The sequence below is a fragment of the Streptomyces luteolifulvus genome, from assembly GCF_008806595.1.
In the GTDB taxonomy this organism is placed as follows: Bacteria; Actinomycetota; Actinomycetes; order Streptomycetales; family Streptomycetaceae; genus Streptomyces; species Streptomyces luteolifulvus.
Genome location: NZ_VZRB01000018.1, coordinates 116,156 through 136,276, shown reverse-complemented (window position 1 = coordinate 136,276; position 20,121 = coordinate 116,156). Strand labels below are relative to the sequence as shown.

Here is a 20,121-nt window from a genome sequence, read left to right as displayed (position 1 = left end):
CGGTCAATTCAGACCGGTACTTCATGGCAGCGAAACGGGCATTCCGCCCCTGAAGCACTCATTCCGATCCTGATCATGTCGACTGGGACACTTCCCTGGTCCGAACACCTCGCGGCCATATGTCCGTTATCGATGGAATCCTTTTCTACTTCCTGTAATCCAACACTCACGTACTGTCACGTAGGTCACGGTTGGGGCCAACGGCCTTGTTGGAGATCCGGCACTGTGCTGGAATTCCACGGACCGCTGCAGGATCGAGCCGGCGCGCAGGGGGCGCAAACAGCGCCGAGTGGCGGCGAGATGGGGGGAACCAGCGCCGGTCACTCACGACCACCGGGGGGCGCATTCAGGGCGCCCCCTAATACGCCGACACCCGTCCTTCCGTTCAACCGGAAGGACGCCTGGTCCAGAGGTTGCGACGCTAGTGCAGGGACGTTTCAAGAGGGATGGCAGTGCTTCGGCGGAGCCGGAGCCGCACGGCGGGACCGACCGCGGTTCCTCGCCCCAGCACGCCCAGAACCAGGGCCCGACCCCGTCCGGCGACGGCGGTGGCTCCGGGCGTCCGGGCGCGTCCACGTCTGCGGGTCCCACCGCGGCACCCACTCCGACCGTCAAGCCGCCGAAGGGCCCCACGGGCCCCGGCTCGCGCATAGCCCTGCGCAACTGGCGCATCTCCACGCGTCTGGTCTCGCTGCTCGCGCTCCCGGTGGTCGCGGCCACCTCGCTCGGCGCACTGCGCATCGGCGACTCCATGGACGACATCCAGCAGCTCGACAACATGAAGCTGCTGACGGAGATGACCAAGCAGGCCACCGAGCTTGCGGCCGCGCTCCAGGAGGAGCGCGACCAGTCGGCCGGTCCGCTGGCGCACGGCGCGAAGGCGACGAGCGACTACACGGTCAAGAGCTACCGGGACAAGACGGACCGCGCGGTCGACAACTTCAACAACGCCGCCGAGGAAATCGACGCCAACGTCAGCAACGGCAACCTCCAGGGCGTCCGCGAGAGCCTGGTGGGCCTGGTCACCGACCTGGGCACCCTCTCCAAGATCCGCAACGGCGCCTACCAGGCCAAGGACAACTCCACCCAGACCGTGGAGTCGTACCACCGGCTGATCACCAACCTGCTCAGCCTCTCGCAGGACATGGCGGAGGCGACCAGCAACCCGGAGATGATCCAGCGCACGCGTGCCCTGGCCGCCTTCTCCTCCGCCAAGGAGTACGCGTCCGTCCAGCGCGCCGTGCTCGCCGCGGCCCTGCCCGCGAACGACACCACCTTCGGCAACCTGACCGAGAACGACCGGCTGTACGCCGACTCGGCGCTCGAGAGCCAGGACTCCGAGCTGGCCAGCTTCAAGAGCATCTACGGCGACGCGTCCGCCGCCGAGCTCCTCAAGCCCATCGAAGAGGGCAACGCGACGATCGAGTCCACCGACACCTACGCCGACCGCGCACTGAGCTCGGCGACCGGTCTGTCGTCCCTCGACAAGCGTTCCTACAAGGACTGGACGGACGACAGCTCGACCAAGATCGAGCAGATGGAGAAGATCGAGCGCACGCTGCTCGAGGACATGGAGCAGAAGGCCCGTGAGCTGCGCTCCGTCTCCGAGCGCGAGGCGATCATCTCCGGTGTCCTGATCCTGATCGTGCTCGGTGTCTCGCTCGTCGGCGCCTTCATCGTCGCCCGGTCCATGATCCGCTCGCTGCGCCGCCTCCAGGAGACCGCCACCAAGGTCGCCCAGGACCGTCTGCCGGAGCTGGTCAAGCAGCTGTCCGAGTCCGACCCGCAGGACGTCGACACGTCCGTGGAGTCGGTCGGTGTGCACTCCCGGGACGAGATCGGCCAGGTGGCCGCGGCCTTCGACGACGTGCACCGCGAGGCGGTCCGCCTCGCCGCCGAGCAGGCCCTGCTGCGGGGCAACGTCAACGCGATGTTCACCAACCTCTCGCGCCGCTCCCAGGGTCTGATCCAGCGCCAGCTGTCGCTGATCTCCGAGCTGGAGTCCCGCGAGGCCGACCCGGACCAGCTGTCCTCGCTGTTCAAGCTCGACCACCTCGCGACGCGTATGCGCCGTAACGGTGAAAACCTTCTCGTTCTCGCCGGTGAAGAGCCCGGCCGCCGCTGGACCCGCCCGGTCCCGCTGGTCGACGTCCTGCGCGCCGCCGCGTCCGAGGTGGAGCAGTACGAGCGCATCGAGCTGGCCGCCGTGCCGACCACCGAGGTCGCCGGCCGCGTGGTCAACGACCTCGTGCACCTGCTCGCCGAGCTGCTCGAGAACGCCACCTCCTTCTCCTCGCCGCAGACCAAGGTCAAGGTCACCGGTCACGCGCTGCCCGACGGCCGCGTCCTGATCGAGATCCACGACACCGGTATCGGCCTCTCCCCCGAGGACCTCGCGGCGATCAACGAGCGGCTCGCGTCGCCGCCCACCGTGGACGTCTCCGTCTCCCGCCGCATGGGCCTCTTCGTGGTCGGTCGTCTGTCGCAGCGGCACGGCATCCGCATCCAGCTGCGCCCGTCCGACTCCGGCGGTACGACCGCGCTGGTCATGCTGCCCGTCGACGTCGCCCAGGGCGGCAAGAAGCCCACGGGCAAGCCCGGCCAGGGTGCGCCGTCCGCGGGCGGCGCGGCCGCCGCGCAGGCCGCCGCCGGTGCCGCCGCGGCCCGTCGCCAGGCGAGCAACAGCGGTTCCCTCGGCGCCGGTGCGCCGGGCGGCCCGGCCCTCGGCGCGGGTGGCGGTGGCCGCCTCGGTGCCGGCCAGGGTCCGCGCGCCGCGCTGCCCGGTGCGGGCGGCCGTCCGGGTGCCCAGGGCGGAGCGCGGGGGCCGCAGGCCCCGGCAGCCCCCCAGGGCCGTCCTACTCAGGCCGGCGCCGGCTTCGGTCAGTCGCAGGGCATGCAGTCCACGGGTGCGACGCAGAGCCAGGACATGTTCGGCGGCAGCCGTCCGGTGCCTCCGCAGGCACCGAGCGCGGGTGCCGAGCAGAGCGGCGGCACCCGCCGCGGGCGCCGGCCGGTGCTGCCGGGCCGCGGTGGTCCGCGCGCCGAGCTGCCGGGCGGCAACGCACAGCCCCGCACGCCCAGCTGGAGCGACGAGAACGCGCAGCCCCCGGTGCCGCGCACCTCGCTCGACACCCCGCGCGGCCACGACGAGCAGGACCCGGCCCAGACCTCCCGGATGCCGCGCATCGACGACCGGAACGGCCCGGCCTCGACCGCGGAGATGCCGGCGAGCGGGCGCGACGGCCGCCAGGGCCCCGGTGCCGGCTCCACCACATCGGACTTTCCCCGCCCCGATTACGACGCTCCGCGTCCCGGTGGGAACGACCCGCAGAACACGGGCCAGTTCGTCCGTCCGGACGTCTTCGGAGCGCCCGCCGGGCAGCCCGGTCCGTCGTCCACGGGGCAGTTCACAGGCCCGGCGGCCTACGACAGCAGCTCCACCGGCCAGTTCCCGGTCCAGGGCTACGACAGCAGCTCCACCGGGCAGCACTCCGTGCCCGGTCGGCAGAACCCCGCCACCACGGGTCAGTACCCGCAGGCCAACGGCGCGCAGCGGCCGCCGGTCCCCCCGGTCCCGCCGCGTCCGCCGCAGCGGCCCGCCCGCCCGGAGCCCGAGGCGCTGCCGCCGGCGACCGGCCCGGGCGACGGTCGTACGCCGCTGTACGACACGCTGGAGACGAACTGGTTCCGCGGCCAGCAGAACGGCCACGGGTCCGCGGCCCCGGCCTCCGCCCCGGCCCCGCAGCAGCAGCAGCAGCAGCCACAGGCTCCCGCTGCCCCTCAGCGTTCCGCCGCCACCGCCTGGCGCAGCTCGCCGAACGACGATCTCGTCCGGCAGGCAGAGCGCACACGGCAGCCGGCAGCGGGCGGCGTCACCACCTCCGGCCTGCCGCGCCGGGTGCCCCGGGCGAACCTCGTTCCGGGCACGGCTCAGCAGCAACAGCACCAAAACGGTCCGCAGGTCTCGCGTTCGCCTGACGACGTACGGGGCCGGCTGACCAATCTCCGTCGGGGTATCGCGCAGGGTCGTCAGGCCGGCACCGGTCAGACGGGCAGCTTCCCGAGCCCCACTCACCAGCAGGAGCGTTAGTTGAGCCCGATGAGCCAGGCGGCACAGAACCTCAACTGGTTGATCACCAACTTCGTGGACAACACCCCCGGGGTGTCCCACACCGTCGTCGTGTCCGCCGACGGTCTCCTGCTGGCGATGTCGGAGGGCTTTCCGCGCGATCGTGCGGACCAGCTCGCGGCCGTCGCGTCCGGCCTCACCTCGCTGACCGCCGGGGCATCCCGGATCTTCGAGGGGGGCACGGTGGCGCAGACGGTCGTGGAGATGGAGCGCGGATTCCTCTTCCTCATGTCCATTTCCGACGGTTCGTCGCTGGCTGTGCTCGCACACCCCGAGTGCGACATCGGCCTCGTCGGCTACGAGATGGCGCTCCTGGTCGACCGCGCGGGCGCGGTACTCACGCCCGACCTGCGCGCTGAGCTCCAGGGCAGTCTGCTTCACTGATCGGCCCCGGCACCACCCGTCTCACCAAAACACCGTCCGGCCGCCACAATCCCCCCACCGGCCCCGTCAGACGGCACGACTGACCGACCTGCTGTCCCGCCCGGAGGATTCATGACCCCGCCCACCGCCTCTCATGATCCGTACGCGGAGCCGTACGAGGATGAGGGCGACCAGCCGCTGGTACGTCCGTACGCGATGACCGGTGGCCGGACCCGGCCGCGCTATCAGCTCGCCATCGAGGCGCTGATCAGCACGACGGCCGACCCGGCAGCGCTCATGGGACTGCTCCCGGAGCACCAGCGCATCTGTCATCTGTGCCGTGAGGTCAAGTCGGTCGCGGAGGTGTCGGCGCTCCTGGCCATGCCGCTCGGCGTGGCCCGGATTCTCGTCGCGGACCTCGCCGAGGCAGGACTCGTCGCCATTCACCAGCCGGGCGGCGACGAGACCACCGGCGCTCCGGACGTGACACTGCTCGAAAGGGTGCTCAGTGGACTTCGCAAGCTCTGACGGAGGACGGGCGACCACCTCCGCGAAGATCGTGGTGGCCGGCGGCTTCGGCGTCGGCAAGACCACGTTCGTGGGCGCCGTCTCCGAGATCAACCCGCTGCGCACCGAGGCCGTCATGACGTCCGCGAGTGCGGGCATCGACGACCTGACGCACACCGGGGACAAGACCACCACCACGGTGGCCATGGACTTCGGCCGTATCACGCTCGACCAGGACCTGATCCTGTACCTGTTCGGTACTCCGGGCCAGGACCGTTTCTGGTTCATGTGGGACGACCTGGTGCGGGGCGCGATCGGCGCGGTGGTCCTGGTGGACACCCGGCGTCTGGCCGACTGCTTCCCGGCGGTGGACTACTTCGAGAACAGCGGCCTGCCGTTCGTCGTCGCGCTCAACGGCTTCGACGGGCACCAGCCGTATGCTCCCGAGGAGGTGCGCGAGGCTCTCCAGATCGGTCCGGACACCCCGATCATCACGACGGACGCCCGCCACCGCTCGGATGCCAAGAGTGCGCTGATCACGCTGGTGGAGCACGCCCTCATGGCACGGTTGAGATAGCATCCAAATCCGTGGTGGCATAGGACAGTTGTCGTAGTTGTACCGGAGCCGGCTGTGTCATTTGACACGGTCGGCCACGGTGTTCATAACGTTTCGGCAGAGGAATCCGGTGGTATGGCCACGCGTCGCGGTCAACCGGTGTCGCTCCGCGACAAAAGCCCCGTCTTTTGACGGGGCTCGTTCTTTATGACCGATTTATCTGGGGCTTACATCACGTGGACTGGACACCTCCGACTGTTTGGTGGTGTGCAGGCCGACATGCTGGAATGCGTGAACTGCCCAATAGTCAAAGACGTACTCACCAGTCGATGACACGGGCTCTGAGACACAGCGGCACAAAGAAGGTGCCGACCGCCGAGAGGTTGTTGGTCGAGTGAGGCGAAGCAAGAACGGTCCCGAGCCGTCGGCCCGGGGCAACTTCACCCCGCCGCCGCGCGGAGCGGCGCCCGCCCCTGTGCCCGGTCCGGAGCCGACGGCCGCCCCAGCTCGCAGCGGCGGCCGTCTCTCCCCGCGCAACTGGCGCGTGCCGACCCGGCTGAACGCGATCCTGCTCATACCCGTGCTGGTCGGCCTCGTCATGGGCGGCTTCCAGGTGAAGGCGTCGATCGACACCTGGCAGGAGGCCGAGGACGCGGAGAGCACCGCACGTCTGGTGCGGGCCTCCCTGGCCTACGGCGACGCCCTCTACAACGAGCGTGACGTCACCGCCGCTCCGCTGCTGAAGGGCAAGAGCCAGTCCGCCAAGGACAAGGCCACCGTCACCTCGATCCGCGCGGCGACGGACCAGGCTGCCGACGCCTTCGACCAGGCCGCGCAGGACATGCCGCAGACGGCCGGTCTGCAGCGCCGCCTCCAGCTGTTCCGCGCCGAGGAGCCCAAGCTCCAGGCACTGCGCCAGGCCGCCTACGTCTCCCCCAAGCTCACCGGTGTGAAGACCGAAGAGGGCTACGTCAAGATCGCACACCCCTTGATGGAGTTCGCCAACGAGCTCGGTCTGGGCACCGGAAACATCACCAGCTACGGCCGTACGGTCTACGCGATCTCGCTCACCAAGGCGGCGCTGTCGCTGGAGCGCTCCATCGGTATGCACCTGCTGGTCAAGCCCGGCCCCGGCGACGGCAGCTTCGCCAGCCAGCGGGTCGCCCTGTCCTCGTACGCCTACCTCGAGGGCATCGCCATCGAGGAGTACATCGGCGGTGGCACCGAGGCCGACGCGAAGGCCCTCGAGGACGCCAAGACGAAGATCAAGGCGGACGGCGCGGCGATGGCCAAGCAGGCCGCGCAGCAGGCCGCCGCCGACGGCGAGACGTACACCCCGCCGCCGTCCGACCCGACCAAGATGGTCGCGGCCCTCGCGACGCTGAAGTCCACGGACCCGGCCGACCGCGCCGCGCTCGCCCAGCAGGGCGTCACCGCGCAGAACTGGTGGGCGGTCAACACCCTCAAGTTCAACGCCTACCGCCAGATCGAGTCGAACATGGCCGACAAGGCGGTGAACGAGGCGTCCAGCATCGCCGACGACGCCAAGCAGGACGCGTTGATCACCGGTGCCGCCGTCGTGGTCGCCCTGCTCGCCGCGTTCATCCTGGCCGGCATGGTGGCCCGCCAGATGAGCCGGGCGATGCGCCAGCTGCGCAACGCCGCCTTCGGCATCGCCGAGCAGCGTCTGCCGATGCTGGTCGACCAGCTCTCGCGCACCGACCCGGGGCGCGTGGACACCCGTGTCCAGCCCATCCCGATCAACACCAGGGACGAGATCGGCGAGGTCGCCCGGGCCTTCGACCAGGTCCACCGCGAGGCCGTCCGGCTCGCCGCCGAGCAGGCCCTGCTGCGGGGCAACATCAACGCGATCTTCACCAACCTCTCGCGCCGCAACCAGTCGCTGATCGAGGGCCAGCTGACCCTGATCACCGACCTGGAGAACAACGAGGCCGACCCGGACCAGCTGGAGAACCTCTTCCGCCTGGACCACCTGGCGACCCGTATGCGCCGCAACGGCGAGAACCTCCTCGTCCTCGCCGGCGAGGAGCCCGGCCGCCGCTGGGACCAGCCGGTCCCGCTGGTCGACGTGCTGCGCGCCGCGTCCTCCGAGGTGGAGCAGTACGAGCGCATCGAGCTGTCGGGTGTCCCGGAGGCCGAGATCCACGGCCGCGCCGTGACCGACCTCGTGCACCTGCTGGCCGAGCTCCTGGAGAACGCCACGACGTTCTCCTCGCCGCAGACCAAGGTTCGTGTGACGGCCACCCGTCTCCCCGACGGTCGGGTCATGATCGAGATCCACGACAAGGGCATCGGTCTGACCGCCGAGGACTTCGCGGACATCAACCACAAGCTGGCCAACCCGCCGACCGTGGACGCCGCGATCTCCCAGCGCATGGGCCTGTTCGTGGTCGGCCGGCTGTCCGACCGGCACGGCATCCGTGTCCAGCTGCGTCCCTCGGGCGAGCAGGCCGGCACCACCTCGCTGGTCATGCTGCCCGACGCGATCACCCACGGCGGTGGCGGCGAGGCGCAGCAGCGCGACGAGTTCACGGTCTCGCAGATCATCCCGGAGCAGAACTTCGGGGGCGAGGACTTCAACAACGGCCTGCCGATGCGTACGGCCGCGGAGCTCGGCTTCGACGACAGCCGCTACTCCGACGTCCCGGACGACATCCGGGAGCTGGACCCGGTGGGCCGCTCCCTGATGCGTGAGGAGCGCCGTGCGGCCCTGGAGGCCCAGGCCCAGGGCGGGGCTGCCGAGCAGCCTCACGAGGCCGCCTACGCCGACGGCTTCGATGCGCAGCCCGGCTACGACAACGGCAGCGGCGGCTACCAGGACCAGCAGGCCGCGTACGACCGCCAGCAGCCGTACGAGGACCAGCAGGCGCCGTACGAGGAGCCGCAGCGCGGTGAGTACGACGAGTCGCAGCAGCCGTCGTACGACGAGCCGTACTACGCGCCGAACGGGGGCCTGCCGGGCAACGACGGTTTCCCGTCCAACGGCGGCTATCCGGAGCCCGGGTATGCGGAGCCGGTCCAGGAGGAGCCCGCGGCCGTGCACGCCGCCGGCCCGGAGTCCTACTCGGGCTTCGAGGAGCGTGCCTACCAGGACGACTGGCCCCAGCAGAACGGCTACCAGAACGGCTACCCGGACCATTACGCTCCGGAAACGGAATCTGCGCAGGCCGCTGACGTGAGGGAGCGTGACCGCGTAGGCTTCGACCGGCCGGGATCGGCCACCTCCACCCACCAGCTGACGGACGCCGGGCTTCCGCGCCGGGGATCCGCCGCGAGCGGCACCGGCGGTGCGCGGCCCGCGGTCCCGGAGCAGCCGGCCTCCACGCCGGAGCGGAACGGCAGCGGCGACTGGCGTTCGGCGAACGACGAGCGCTGGCAGCAGGCTTCGCAGCTCCGCAAGCCCAAGGCGGGCGGGGTGACCTCCTCCGGCCTGCCGCGGCGGGTGCCCAAGGCCAACCTGGTCGAGGGAGCCGCCACGTCGACCCCACAGGGAGGCCCACAGGTCTCCCGCGCTCCCGAGGACGTCCGGGGCAGGCTGAGCAACCTGCGCCGGGGTGTCCAGCGGGGACGCACCGCAGGCAGTGAAACGAACGACCAGGGCTTCGGTCCTGACAGCACCTACAACCAGGAGCGTTAGTGTGAGCCCGATGAGCCAGGCGGCACAGAACCTGAACTGGTTGATCACCAACTTCGTGGACAACACCCCCGGGGTGTCCCACACGGTGGTGGTCTCCGCCGACGGACTCCTTCTGGCGATGTCCGAAGGCTTTCCGCGCGACCGCGCCGACCAGCTCGCGGCCGTCGCCTCAGGTCTGACGTCTCTGACGGCAGGCGCCTCCCGCATCTTCGAGGGCGGCAGCGTGAACCAGACGGTTGTGGAGATGGAGCGGGGATTCCTCTTCCTCATGTCCATCTCCGACGGTTCGTCGCTCGCGGTTCTCGCACACCCGGAGGCGGACATCGGCCTCATTGGGTACGAGATGGCGCTTCTGGTGGACCGTGCCGGTACGGTCCTGACGCCCGATCTGCGTGCGGAGCTCCAGGGGAGCCTGCTCAACTAACGGCCGGACGGTGCGTTTTGGCGTCCCGGGGCCGTAAGGTTTCGGGACGCGGCATCAAGGTCATGGGTGCCAGGCACAGTCGGAGGAGGAGAGAAAGTGGCAACACCCCCAGGCGGTTCGCCCTCGGGCAACTGGTCGTACGGTCCCGGACAGGGCCAGGGCGACGGTTCCCGGAACCCGAACCGTTACAACTTCCCCTCCGCACCGAGCCAGCCGCGGCAGCCGTACGCCCCCCAGGGCCCCGGGCCCTCGCCGTACGACCAGCCGCCCGCGCCGCGCATCCAGCCCGTGCAGCCGCAGCGCCGTACCCCTGAGCCGGCACCCGCCGCAGCCGCGAACAACCCCCTGGTGCGCCCGTACGCCATGACGGGCGGCCGCACCAGGCCGCGCTACCAGCTCGCCATCGAGGCGCTGGTGCACACCACCGCGCAACCGCACCAGATGCAGGGCCAGCTGCCCGAGCATCAGCGGATCTGCAATCTCTGCCGGGAGATCAAGTCGGTGGCCGAGATCTCGGCCCTGCTGACGATCCCTCTCGGCGTGGCCAGAATTCTCGTCGCCGACTTGGCGGAGGCGGGACTGGTCGCGATCCATCAGCCCGGCGGCGACGAGAACGCCGGCGGCCAGCCAGACGTGACACTGCTCGAAAGGGTGCTCAGTGGACTTCGCAAGCTCTAGCGGCGGTCCTTCCCGCTCCACCACCTCCGCGAAGATCGTGGTGGCGGGCGGCTTCGGCGTGGGCAAGACCACGTTCGTCGGCGCCGTCTCGGAGATCAACCCGCTGCGCACGGAGGCCGTCATGACGTCTGCTTCGGCGGGCATCGACGACCTCACCCACACCGGAGACAAGACGACCACCACGGTCGCCATGGACTTCGGCCGTATCACCCTGGACCAGGACCTGATCCTGTACCTGTTCGGCACGCCCGGCCAGGACCGCTTCTGGTTCATGTGGGACGACCTGGTGCGCGGCGCGATCGGTGCCATCGTGCTGGTCGACACCCGGCGTCTGGCCGACTGCTTCCCCGCGGTCGACTACTTCGAGAACAGCGGGCTGCCGTTCGTCATCGCGCTCAACGGGTTCGACGGGCAGCAGCCGTACAACCCGGACGAGGTCCGGGAGGCCCTTCAGATCGGTCCGGACACGCCGATCATCACGACGGATGCGAGGCATCGGGCTGACGCCAAGTCCGCGCTGATCACTCTCGTGGAGCATGCGCTGATGGCGCGGTTGCGGTAATTGGATGTGCGGCCACTGGGCTGCCCCGGGCGGTTGTCGGCCGTCTGCGGCAGCTCTGTGGCTGATCGCGCAGTTCCCCGCGCCCCTTTTGGGCGCACTGAAGGAGGGCCCCTCTCGAGAGGGGCCCTCCTTGTTCGTATTGGCTCAGTGCCAGCTGTGCGGGGCGCGGAAGCCCGGCTCGCGTTCCAGGCGGCGCCAGCCGGCCTTGAGGCGGCCGCGGTGGACCGGGGCCGACGGGGCGGCCGCGGCGCGGGCCAGCAGGACGGCCGTGATGGCGGCGACCTCCTCGGGCTCGGCGTGGCCCTTCTCGACGCGGATGTCAGGAGTGCTCATAGGTCTCAGTCTCCGTGAGAGAGGTTTCCGCGGGGGAACCGCTGGGTTACCGCGGATCCGCTGGATTACTGCGGGGGGTTGCCGTGCTTGCGGGAGGGCAGGTCGGCGTGCTTGGTATGCAGCATCGCCAGCGACTGGATCAGCACCTCACGGGTCTCCGCGGGGTCGATCACGTCGTCCACCAGGCCGCGCTCGGCCGCGTAGTACGGGTGCATGAGTTCTGACTTGTACTCCTTGACCATGCGGGTCCGCATGGCCTCGGGGTCCTCGGCCTCGGCGATCTGGCGGCGGAAGATGACGTTGGCGGCACCCTCCGCGCCCATCACCGCGATCTCGTTCGTCGGCCACGCGTACGTCAGGTCCGCACCGATGGACTGGCTGTCCATGACGATGTAGGCACCTCCGTACGCCTTGCGCAGGATCAGCGAGATCCGCGGAACGGTCGCGTTGCAGTAGGCGTACAGCAGCTTCGCGCCGTGGCGGATGATTCCACCGTGCTCCTGGTCGACGCCCGGGAGAAAGCCGGGGACGTCCAGAAGAGTGATGATCGGGATGTTGAACGCGTCGCACATCTGGACGAATCGCGCGGCCTTCTCCGAGGCCTCGATGTCGAGGACCCCGGCCAGCGTCTGCGGCTGGTTGGCGATGATGCCGACCACCTGGCCGTCCAGACGGGCCAGCGCGCAGATGATGTTGCGGGCCCAGCGCTCGTGGACTTCGAGGTAGTCGCCGTCGTCGACGATCTCCTCGATGACCTTGGCCATGTCGTAGGGGCGGTTGCCGTCCGCCGGGACCAGGTCCAGCAGCACATCGCTGCGGCGGTCCACGGCGTCGGTGCACTCCACGCGCGGCGGGTTCTCCCGGTTGTTCTGCGGGAGCAGGGACAGGAGGTAGCGCACCTCGGCGATGCACGTCTCCTCGTCGTCGTACGCGAAGTGGCACACACCGGAGGTCTCGGCGTGCACATCGGCGCCGCCGAGGCCGTTCTGGGTGATCTCCTCACCGGTGACGGCCTTGACCACGTCGGGGCCGGTGATGAACATCTGCGAGGTCTCGCGGACCATGAACACGAAGTCCGTGAGGGCGGGGCTGTAGGCCGCGCCGCCCGCGCACGGGCCGAGCATCACGCTGATCTGCGGGATGACCCCGGACGCCTTGGTGTTGCGCTGGAAGATGCCGCCGTAGCCCGCCAGGGCCGAGACGCCTTCCTGGATACGGGCGCCGGCGCCGTCGTTCAGGGACACCAGGGGCGCGCCCGCCGAGATGGCCATGTCCATGATCTTGTGGATCTTGGTGGCGTGGGCCTCGCCCAGTGCGCCGCCGAAGATGCGGAAGTCATGGGCGTAGACGAAGACCGTACGGCCCTCCACCGTGCCCCAGCCGGTGATGACACCGTCGGTGTGCGGCTTCTTGGCCTCCAGGCCGAAGCCGGTCGCCCGGTGCCGGCGCAGCTGCTCGACCTCGCGGAAGGTGCCCGGGTCAAGCAGCAGCTCGATCCGCTCCCGCGCGGTCAGCTTGCCCTTGGCGTGCTGCGCGGCGGTCGCCTTTTCGCTCGGCCCGGCCAGCGCCTGGGCACGGATCTCGTGCAGCTCGGCCACTCGCCCGCGCGCGTCCGCCGGCTCTACCGCCGGCTCACCCGTCGACTCGCTCGTCGCCTCACCCGGCGCCTCTTCCAAAACGGTCATGTAGCGACCTTACGAAGTGGAGCAAGGAAAGCGAGCCGTTGACTCCGTACAGTCTCCGGCCCGTTTTCCTGGTACCACTGAACAGAACCACAGCGGTATGCAGGCGTTCCGACTGCTCAGAGGGCGTCTGGCTTGTGGGGGTCGCACAAAGCCGTCGGCCGGGAGCCGCCTCATATCCCCGGGTGGCAGATGCCCTCCCCGGAGTGACGCGGAGACGCAGTCGGCGGACGGGCCGCCCAGAGCGTAGCGGAACCCCGGCGTCAGGGGAGCCCCGGGCGAAGGCCCGGTGAAGTTCCGTACGAAGTTCTCGATGAAGTTCCCGATGAAGTTGAAAGTTGAACGGGAATAGGTTTACCGTCGCCCCTGTTGAGCTCGTTGAACATTCAACCTCCTCTCTCTGGGAGCACACCATGGGTCTCTTCGGCCGCAGGAACACGACCGACACCACCGTCACGACCGACACCGCCGCGGCGCCCGCGGGTGTGAGCCCCGAGCTCGCCGCGCTGACCGGCGACTACTCGATCGACGCCGCCCACACCACGATCGGCTTCGTCGCGCGCCACGCCATGGTCACCAACGTCAAGGGCAAGTTCCTCGACTTCAGCGGTTCGCTGCACCTCGACGGCACCGATCCCGCGCAGTCCACGGCGTCCATCGACGTCAAGATGGACAGCATCGACACGGGTTCCGCGGACCGCGACGGCCACCTGAAGAGCGCGGACTTCTTCAAGACGGAAGAGTTCCCCACGATGACCTTCCGCTCCACCAAGGCGGAGGCCCTCGGCGGCGACGACTACCGCATCACCGGTGACCTGACGATCCTCGGCACCACCCGGCCGCTCATCATCGACCTCGAGTTCAACGGCGCCGCGAAGGACCCCTTCGGCAACGAGCGCGTCGGCTTCGAAGGCAGGGCGGAGATCCTGCGCTCCGAGTGGGGCCTGACCTGGAACGCCGCGCTGGAGACGGGCGGGGTCCTGGTCTCCGACAAGATCAAGCTGAACTTCGACATCTCGGCGATCAGGAACGCGTGACCTTCGGCGGCCTCGCCGGGTGAGCGTGCGGCGCCCCCGCCGACTCCAACCTGGCGACCGCCGCCGCCAGTTGAGCCCTGCGGCTCTCGGCGGTGCGCGCCCGGAGCAGGCCGAGCATGGCAAGGTACCGGTCGGTCCGGCCGAGCCCGTCGAAGACCGCCCTGGCGCGGGGACTGCGTTCCAGGGCGGCGACGAGGTCCTCGGGAACGACGGCCTCCTTCTGCGACGCATACGCGGCAGCCCCTCGCCCGTCCGCGTTCGCCGCCTCGACCTCGGCGAGCCCGGCGGGGCGCATACGGCCGGCCGCGGTCAGCTCCCCCACGCGCCGCACGTTGACCGCCGACCAGACGCTGCGGGGCCTGCGCGGGGTGATCCTCTGCAGGAAGTACGACGTGTCCAGCCCTCTGCGCCGGCCGGTGATCCAGCCGTGGCAGAGGGCGACGTCGTTGACATCCCCGGCGGTGACGGAGTCCACGCCCGCCCCTTTCCTGGCCACCTTCACCCAGAGGCCGGGACCGGGGGCCGGATGGCCGGTGAGCCACGCGTCCAGTTCGTCCACGGAGGCGAAGGCCCGCGGTTCGGGCAGGTCGGTGGGGTGCCTGTCGGTGTCGGACATGGAACGACCGTAGGACCGAAGTAGGCCAGGTTCTGTCCTCATGACCGGTCCGGGTCTCGCCTGGCTGAATCGCCCCTCTTGTGCGAGTGCGTGAGGCGCTCAGATAATCCAGCAACTGATTTTGACCTGCCCATGCCAGCCAATGGGCATCTCTTTGCTGCCGCCGTTGGCATGCGCGTGTCATTAGCCAACCCCCCACGGAAGGCATCACGTTGAAGAGACTCCTCACGGCTCTCAAGAGATGCGCGGCCCTCGGTGCCGCCGCACTCGCGATCGCCAGTCTTCAGCCCGTATCGGCCGCACAGGCCGCCCCGTCGCCCGTCGTCGGCGGAACCCGCGCCGCGCAGGGCGAGTTCCCCTTCATGGTCCGGCTCTCCATGGGCTGTGGCGGCGCCCTCTACACCCAGCAGATCGTGCTCACCGCCGCGCACTGTGTGGGCGCCACCGGCAACAACACCAGCATCACCGCCACCGCCGGTGTCGTGGACCTCCAGTCCCCCAACGGCCGGGTCCAGGTGCGGTCCACCAAGGTCTACCGGGCCCCCGGCTACAACGGCAACGGCAAGGACTGGGCGCTCATCAAGCTCGCCCAGCCCATCAATCTGCCGACGCTGAAGATCGCCACCACCCCGCAGTACAACAACGGCACCTTCACCGTCGCCGGCTGGGGTGCGGCCCGCGAGGGCGGCTCCCAGCAGCGCTACCTCCTCAAGGCCACCGTGCCGTTCGTCAGCGACGCCACCTGCCGCACCTACAGCGGCTACAGCGGTCTGGTCGCCAGTGACGAGATCTGCGCCGGCTACACGGCGGGCGGGGTCGACACCTGCCAGGGCGACTCCGGCGGCCCCATGTTCCGCAGGGACAACGCGGGTGCGTGGATCCAGGTCGGTATCGTCAGCTGGGGCATAGGGTGCGCCCGGCCCAACGCCCCCGGTGTCTACAGCGAGGTCTCCACGTTCGCCTCGGCCATCGCCTCGGCGGCGTCGACGCTCTGACGCACACCTCGCAGGACGCGGGACCTTCTCGTACGACGTCCACGGGCCCGGCGCCGCCCCGCGCCGGGCCCGTGCCCGTTCGCAGCCCCCTCAGAACCCGCCTCCGTCGAAGCCGCCTCCCCCGCCGAAGTCCCCTCCGCCGCCGCCGTCGAAGCCGCCTCCGAAGCTTCCGAAGTCACCGGAGTCGAAGTCCGCCCCGGACAGGTCGCCGCCTTCGTAGGCGCCGAAGTCGCCGTATCCGGAGCCGTAGTCGGCGGCGTAGGCCGGGGTGGCCATCATGCTGCCGAGCAATGTGCCGACGAGCAGACCGGGCAGGATGCCGCCGCCGAAGTAGCCGCCCGCCCAGGGGCCGTAGGCCGGACCGGCGTCCCAGTACGGGCGGCGTCCGTAGTCGGTGTCGACCTCGCGGATCACAGGATCGCGGCCGTCGGCCAGGCGGGTGCGGTCGGCGGCGCAGACCGGGACCTCGCGGGGTGCGCCGGCCGGTGGTGTCCAGGGGGCGTCGGCGACCGACGGGCCGTGGCGCGGGTCGAAGAAGCAGGGCGGCCGGCGCTCGGGCAGCGGCCTGCCCTCGCGGCGGGCGGCGAGCACGGTGAGCGAGAAGCGGCCGTCCTCCAGGGCCTGGGTGACGCCTCGCACGTCCTCGGGTCTGGCGGCCTCGGCCATGGACGTCTTCGCCTGGTCATAGGAGTCGAGCGCCCGCTCGTAGTCCGCGCGCATGGCGTCGTCGGCGCCCGGTTCGGCAGGGTGGAAGTCGAGCCGGTCCAGTTCCTCGCCGAAGGCGGTGATGTCCTCGTCGACGACGACCCGCAGCCTCTCCAGCGCGGCCCGCTGTTCCCGCTCGTGGCGGCGACGGTTGCGCCGGACCAGGCCGTAGGCGCCCGCACCGCCGGCCACCAGCACCACGCCCGCGGTGATCAGCGCGGTGGTCGACACCCCGCCGCTGGTGTCGGAGGTGTTCCAGGTCGAGGGAGCCGAACCGCCCATGTTGGTGACCGCGCTGTCGGTGAAGTCGTTGAGCTGGGCCTTGGCGTCCTCGCCCTGGACGCTGGTGACGAGGTTCCGCACGGCGGTGGGCGGCATCACGACGGCATCGGCCCGGGCGTCGAAGCGGTCGCCGAGGCGGATCGCGTACAGGCCGGTGATGCCGGTCGCGGTGCGCAGCTTGGTGAAGAGGTCCTCCGTGGGATAGCCGGCGGGAAGGACCGCGATGAAGAGCGGTTTGTCGGCGTCCTTGATCTGCTGCGCGAGGTTGCCGGCGTCCGCGGAGGACAGCTGCTCGCTCGCGGCCGGGTCGATGTAGACCGGGCTCTTGCGGAGCGCCTGGGCGACAGTGGAGACGCTGGTGTCGGCGGAGGCGGGTGTGGGGCCCACCGACAGTACGGTCAGGGCCGCGAGCACCAGGGCCAGCAGCAACCCCGGGAGGCTTCGGGTCCGGAGGACGGCCTTCATGGTTCGAAGTTACCCGAAGCCTCCCAAAGATGGACATTATTGCTGATGGGAGGGGTGCTGCCTGAGCCGCTGCCTCAGCTCTCCCGGGGCGCCGCCCGGTAGGCCGCCGTGAGCCTGTCCACGGCCGCCCCGTACCGCCCGCTCAGCAGGAGATGGTCCGCGTCGGCGAAGGGCTTCGCCACCGCCGCGGTGATGTGCTGCCCGGCCCGCTGCTGGACGATCAGCCGTGCCCTGGTGACGAGCGCACGGCCCGCCTCCCGCGCGCCGGCCCGCTCGGCCGCCCGGGCCGCGGCGGCGAGCACCTTCAGTGTCGTCGCGCCGCCGTGCGGCACCTTGCCGAGAGTGGTCAGGCCCCAGCCGTACGGGAACTGCGGATCGTACGCGGCGTCGCCGACGTTGATCGGCAGCTGGGCCAGGGACCTGGGCCAGGTGACCGGGAGCTGTCCCGAGAAGGGCCGCTTCCCGTAGAGGACGTCGGCGACGCCGTCGCCCTCCGTGCCCGGCAGCCAGGAGGCCACGAGGGCGTCGATGCCGTCGAGCCGGTCGCCGATGAGCTGGGGGCGCCCGGAGACGATCAGCACCGCGCACTTCATGGCCGAGCACACCCTGTCGACGGCCGCCTTGTCCCCGGCGGACAGCTCCAGGTCGTGCCCGTTGCCGACATCGCCGACGCCCTCGGCGTACGGGGTCTCACCGACGACGACCACACCGGCGTCGTAGCGGTCGGTGGGCGCCGAGGCGTCCTTGGAGTACGTCAGGTGCGCGGCGTTCTTCCGCATCGCCTCCAGGATCGTCGTGCCGGGCGTGATGTCCCCGGAGGAGCCCTGCCAGGTGACCGTCCAGCCGCCGCTCTGGTTGCCGATGTCGTCGGCGTTGGAACCGGCGACGTACACCTTCTGCGCCTTCTTCAGCGGCAGGACGCCGCCGGAGTTCTTCAGGAGGACCTGCGACTCGGCGGCCGCCTCGCGTGCGACGGCCCGGTGTCCGGCGGAACCGATCCGCGAGGCGCCGCCGGTGTCGGCGTACGGCTTCTCGAACAGCCCGAGCCGGAACTTCTGCGTGAGGATGCGGGACACGGCGTCGGCCACGCGCCCCTCGCTGATGCGTCCGGCCTTCACCTCGTCGACGAGCGTGGCGTGGAAGTCCTGGTAGGCGTACGGGACCATGATCATGTCGACGCCCGCATCGACCGCTGTACGGACGTCCGACGCGTAATCGCCGGGGATCTGGTCGATGCCGGCCCAGTCGCTGATGACGAAGCCGTCGAAGCCCATGCGGTCCTTGAGCAGCCCGTTGATCATGTCGGCGCGGGCGTGCATCTTGACGGGGCCCCGCCCGTCTCCGAGGAGGTCGAGGGAGGAGTACGAGGGCATGACCGAGCCGACCCCGCGCTCCACGGCCTCCCGGTACGGCGCCAGATGGACGGCCTCCAGCTGCTGCCGGGTGACCCTGGTGACGCCCTGGTCGATGGTGTAGGTGCCGGTGGAGGAGGAGCCGTACGCGGTGCCGCCGTCACCGACGAAGTGCTTGGCGGTGGCGAGGACCTTGTCGCCGTCGGCCAAGTCCTTGCCGCTGCGGGCGCCTTGGAGGCCCTGGATGATCGTCTCCATGGACTCGACGAGGGCCGGGTCCTCGCCGAAGGACTCGTAGGAGCGGCCCCAGCGTTCGTCGCGGGTGACACAGAGGCAGGGGGCGAAGTCCCAGGGGATGCCGGTGGCGCGGACCTCGGCGGCGGTCACCGCGCCTGCCTTCCGGGCGAGGCCGGGGTCCCTGGTGGCGCCGATGCCGATGTTGTGCGGCAGGACCGTGGCGCCGACCAGGTTGTTGTGGCCGTGCACCGCGTCGACACCGTAGATCAGCGGGATCTGGAAGCGCGTCGCCTGTGCTCTGAGCTGGAAGGAGTCGATCATCTTCGCCCAGCCCTCGGGGGTGTTGGGCGTCGGGGTGGAGCCGCCGCCGGAGAGCAGCGAACCGAGGCCGTACGTGGCGATGTCGCCCGGCGTGCCGACGGCGCCGCGCTCGGCCTGGGTCATCTGGCCGGCCTTCTCCGCCAGGGACATCCGGGAGACCAGATCGGCGACGCGCTTCCTGACCGGCAACTTGCTGTTCAGATACGGCAGTCCGTGCGCGTCGATCACGATCTGCGGGGTCTCGGCCGGAGGCTTGGCTCCGGTGACCGTGAGCCTCAGCGGGATCGTCTCGGCGGGCTCGGCGGCCTTGTCCTTCAGGGTGGGGACGTGCAGGGTGCGGGAGGTGCCGGAGGGTGTGCCGGCGGGGAAGGTGAGGGTGCCGGTGACCGGGGTGTAGTCCGTGCCGGACTCTGCGGTGCCGCCGGTGGTTTCGTAGGTGACGGTCACGGGCTCGTCGATCGCGGCGCCGCCGGTGGTGGCCACGGTGAACCGGACGGCCGCGGCCTGGCCCTCGTCGACGGGGTGGACGGCGGAGTCGGTGGTGACCCGGGCGCGCAGGGACTGGTCGGCTTTGCCGTACAACTCGACGCCGTCCATGGCGAATTCGCCCTTGACGCCGGTCGGGAGGGTGACGGCGTAGCCCCACATCCGGGTGAGGCCGAGGACGTGGTCGATGCCGCCGACGGGCTGGTAGTCCGTGCGGTAGACGAAGTCGGTGAAGGGGATCTCCAGCTGCTTCCAGCCGGTGAAGTCATCGGTGAACGAGGTCGTCCAGAGCTCGGAGGCCTCGCCGTGGGCGCCGCCGTCCTTGAGCTCGAAGGCGATCTTCCTGCCGCTGTTGCGGCCGTCCCACCAGAAGCGGATGCCCTGGTGGGCGGACCAGTCGTGGGCGGGCGCGTCGGCGGCGTAGTCGTGGGTGAAGCCGCCCCAGCCGCTGATGTCGTAGCTGCCGGTGAGGACCTTCCCGCCCTCGGGGGCGTCGGCGCGGGCGGTCAGCTGAAGGGCGGGCGGGTCGTCACTGTCGCTGCCCCAGGTGAAGATGCCCTCGGCCGGCTGGCTTGCGAAGGGCACCTCGCCCTCGAAGCGGTCGACGGGCACGGGGGCGGGATCGTCGGCGGCGGCCGCCTGGGCGGACGCCAGGGGGAGCAGTGCGGTCAGCAGGGCGGCGGAGACGAGCAGGGCGGTTCTTCGCATGGACCTTCCCTCGGCTCTCGTGAGT

General features: G+C 70.2%; 15 protein-coding genes. 10 read left to right on the top strand and 5 right to left on the bottom strand.

Translation table 11 applies throughout. The features are described from left to right. Positions 1-424: 424 nt before the first annotated feature. The 8 genes from F7R91_RS24665 to F7R91_RS24630 all read left to right on the top strand — a co-directional run bounded on the left by F7R91_RS24665 (position 425) and on the right by F7R91_RS24630 (position 10,877). Complete coding sequence (locus tag F7R91_RS24665; protein WP_150951303.1) at positions 425-4,090, top strand: sensor histidine kinase; 3,666 nt, start codon at positions 425-427, stop codon at positions 4,088-4,090. 9 nt (positions 4,091-4,099) lie between these two features. Next, positions 4,100-4,513, top strand: coding sequence for a roadblock/LC7 domain-containing protein (locus F7R91_RS24660; RefSeq protein WP_037654657.1), 414 nt, complete (start codon positions 4,100-4,102; stop codon positions 4,511-4,513). 111 nt (positions 4,514-4,624) lie between these two features. Continuing rightward, positions 4,625-5,020, top strand: a complete 396-nt coding sequence (locus tag F7R91_RS24655; RefSeq protein WP_016432454.1) for a DUF742 domain-containing protein — start codon at positions 4,625-4,627, stop codon at positions 5,018-5,020. Next, entirely contained in the window at positions 5,001-5,576 is a 576-nt protein-coding gene (locus F7R91_RS24650) for a GTP-binding protein (protein WP_015657619.1), read from the top strand. The genes F7R91_RS24655 and F7R91_RS24650 overlap by 20 nt, the downstream gene beginning before the upstream one ends. Positions 5,577-5,949: 373 nt before the next feature. Next, on the top strand, positions 5,950-9,213 hold the full coding sequence (locus F7R91_RS24645; protein WP_150951302.1) for a sensor histidine kinase: 3,264 nt from the start codon (positions 5,950-5,952) through the stop codon (positions 9,211-9,213). A 10-nt stretch (positions 9,214-9,223) separates the two neighbouring features. Further along, positions 9,224-9,637, top strand: a complete 414-nt coding sequence (locus F7R91_RS24640) for a roadblock/LC7 domain-containing protein (RefSeq protein ID WP_030948713.1) — start codon at positions 9,224-9,226, stop codon at positions 9,635-9,637. Between the two features lie 96 nt (positions 9,638-9,733). Then, positions 9,734-10,315 (top strand): DUF742 domain-containing protein, encoded by a 582-nt coding sequence (locus F7R91_RS24635; protein ID WP_150951301.1) that lies wholly within the window; start codon positions 9,734-9,736, stop codon positions 10,313-10,315. Then, the gene (locus F7R91_RS24630; RefSeq protein WP_009314218.1) at positions 10,296-10,877 is read left to right on the top strand and encodes a GTP-binding protein; all 582 of its coding nucleotides are present in this window, start codon (positions 10,296-10,298) and stop codon (positions 10,875-10,877) included. The genes F7R91_RS24635 and F7R91_RS24630 overlap by 20 nt, the downstream gene beginning before the upstream one ends. Positions 10,878-11,021: 144 nt before the next feature. Here F7R91_RS24630 and F7R91_RS24625 read toward each other — a convergent pair whose 3' ends face one another. Together F7R91_RS24625 and F7R91_RS24620 are read right to left on the bottom strand one after the other, a co-directional pair. Then, complete coding sequence (locus F7R91_RS24625) at positions 11,022-11,210, bottom strand: acyl-CoA carboxylase subunit epsilon (protein ID WP_150951300.1); 189 nt, start codon at positions 11,208-11,210, stop codon at positions 11,022-11,024. Positions 11,211-11,275: 65 nt separating this feature from the next. After that, positions 11,276-12,808 (bottom strand): acyl-CoA carboxylase subunit beta, encoded by a 1,533-nt coding sequence (locus F7R91_RS24620; protein WP_191971616.1) that lies wholly within the window; start codon positions 12,806-12,808, stop codon positions 11,276-11,278. 497 nt (positions 12,809-13,305) lie between these two features. Between F7R91_RS24620 and F7R91_RS24615 the strand changes: the two genes are divergently transcribed. Then, positions 13,306-13,929 carry a YceI family protein gene (locus tag F7R91_RS24615; RefSeq protein WP_150951298.1) on the top strand — a complete coding sequence of 208 codons (624 nt, stop codon included), beginning with the start codon at positions 13,306-13,308 and terminating at the stop codon, positions 13,927-13,929. Here the strand turns inward: F7R91_RS24615 and F7R91_RS24610 are convergent. Next, positions 13,916-14,545, bottom strand: a complete 630-nt coding sequence (locus F7R91_RS24610; protein WP_150951297.1) for a YdeI/OmpD-associated family protein — start codon at positions 14,543-14,545, stop codon at positions 13,916-13,918. The genes F7R91_RS24615 and F7R91_RS24610 overlap by 14 nt on opposite strands. 212 nt (positions 14,546-14,757) lie before the next feature. Here F7R91_RS24610 and F7R91_RS24605 point away from each other — a divergent pair, with 212 nt between their 5' ends. Further along, positions 14,758-15,540, top strand: coding sequence for a serine protease (locus F7R91_RS24605; RefSeq protein WP_150951296.1), 783 nt, complete (start codon positions 14,758-14,760; stop codon positions 15,538-15,540). 90 nt (positions 15,541-15,630) lie between these two features. Here F7R91_RS24605 and F7R91_RS24600 read toward each other — a convergent pair whose 3' ends face one another. Continuing rightward, positions 15,631-16,992, bottom strand: a complete 1,362-nt coding sequence (locus tag F7R91_RS24600; RefSeq protein WP_150951295.1) for a hypothetical protein — start codon at positions 16,990-16,992, stop codon at positions 15,631-15,633. Between the two features lie 74 nt (positions 16,993-17,066). Beyond that, positions 17,067-20,096: a glycoside hydrolase family 3 protein gene (locus F7R91_RS24595; protein WP_150951294.1), complete on the bottom strand. Its 3,030-nt coding sequence runs from the start codon at positions 20,094-20,096 to the stop codon at positions 17,067-17,069. Between the last annotated feature and the right edge of the window lie 25 nt (positions 20,097-20,121).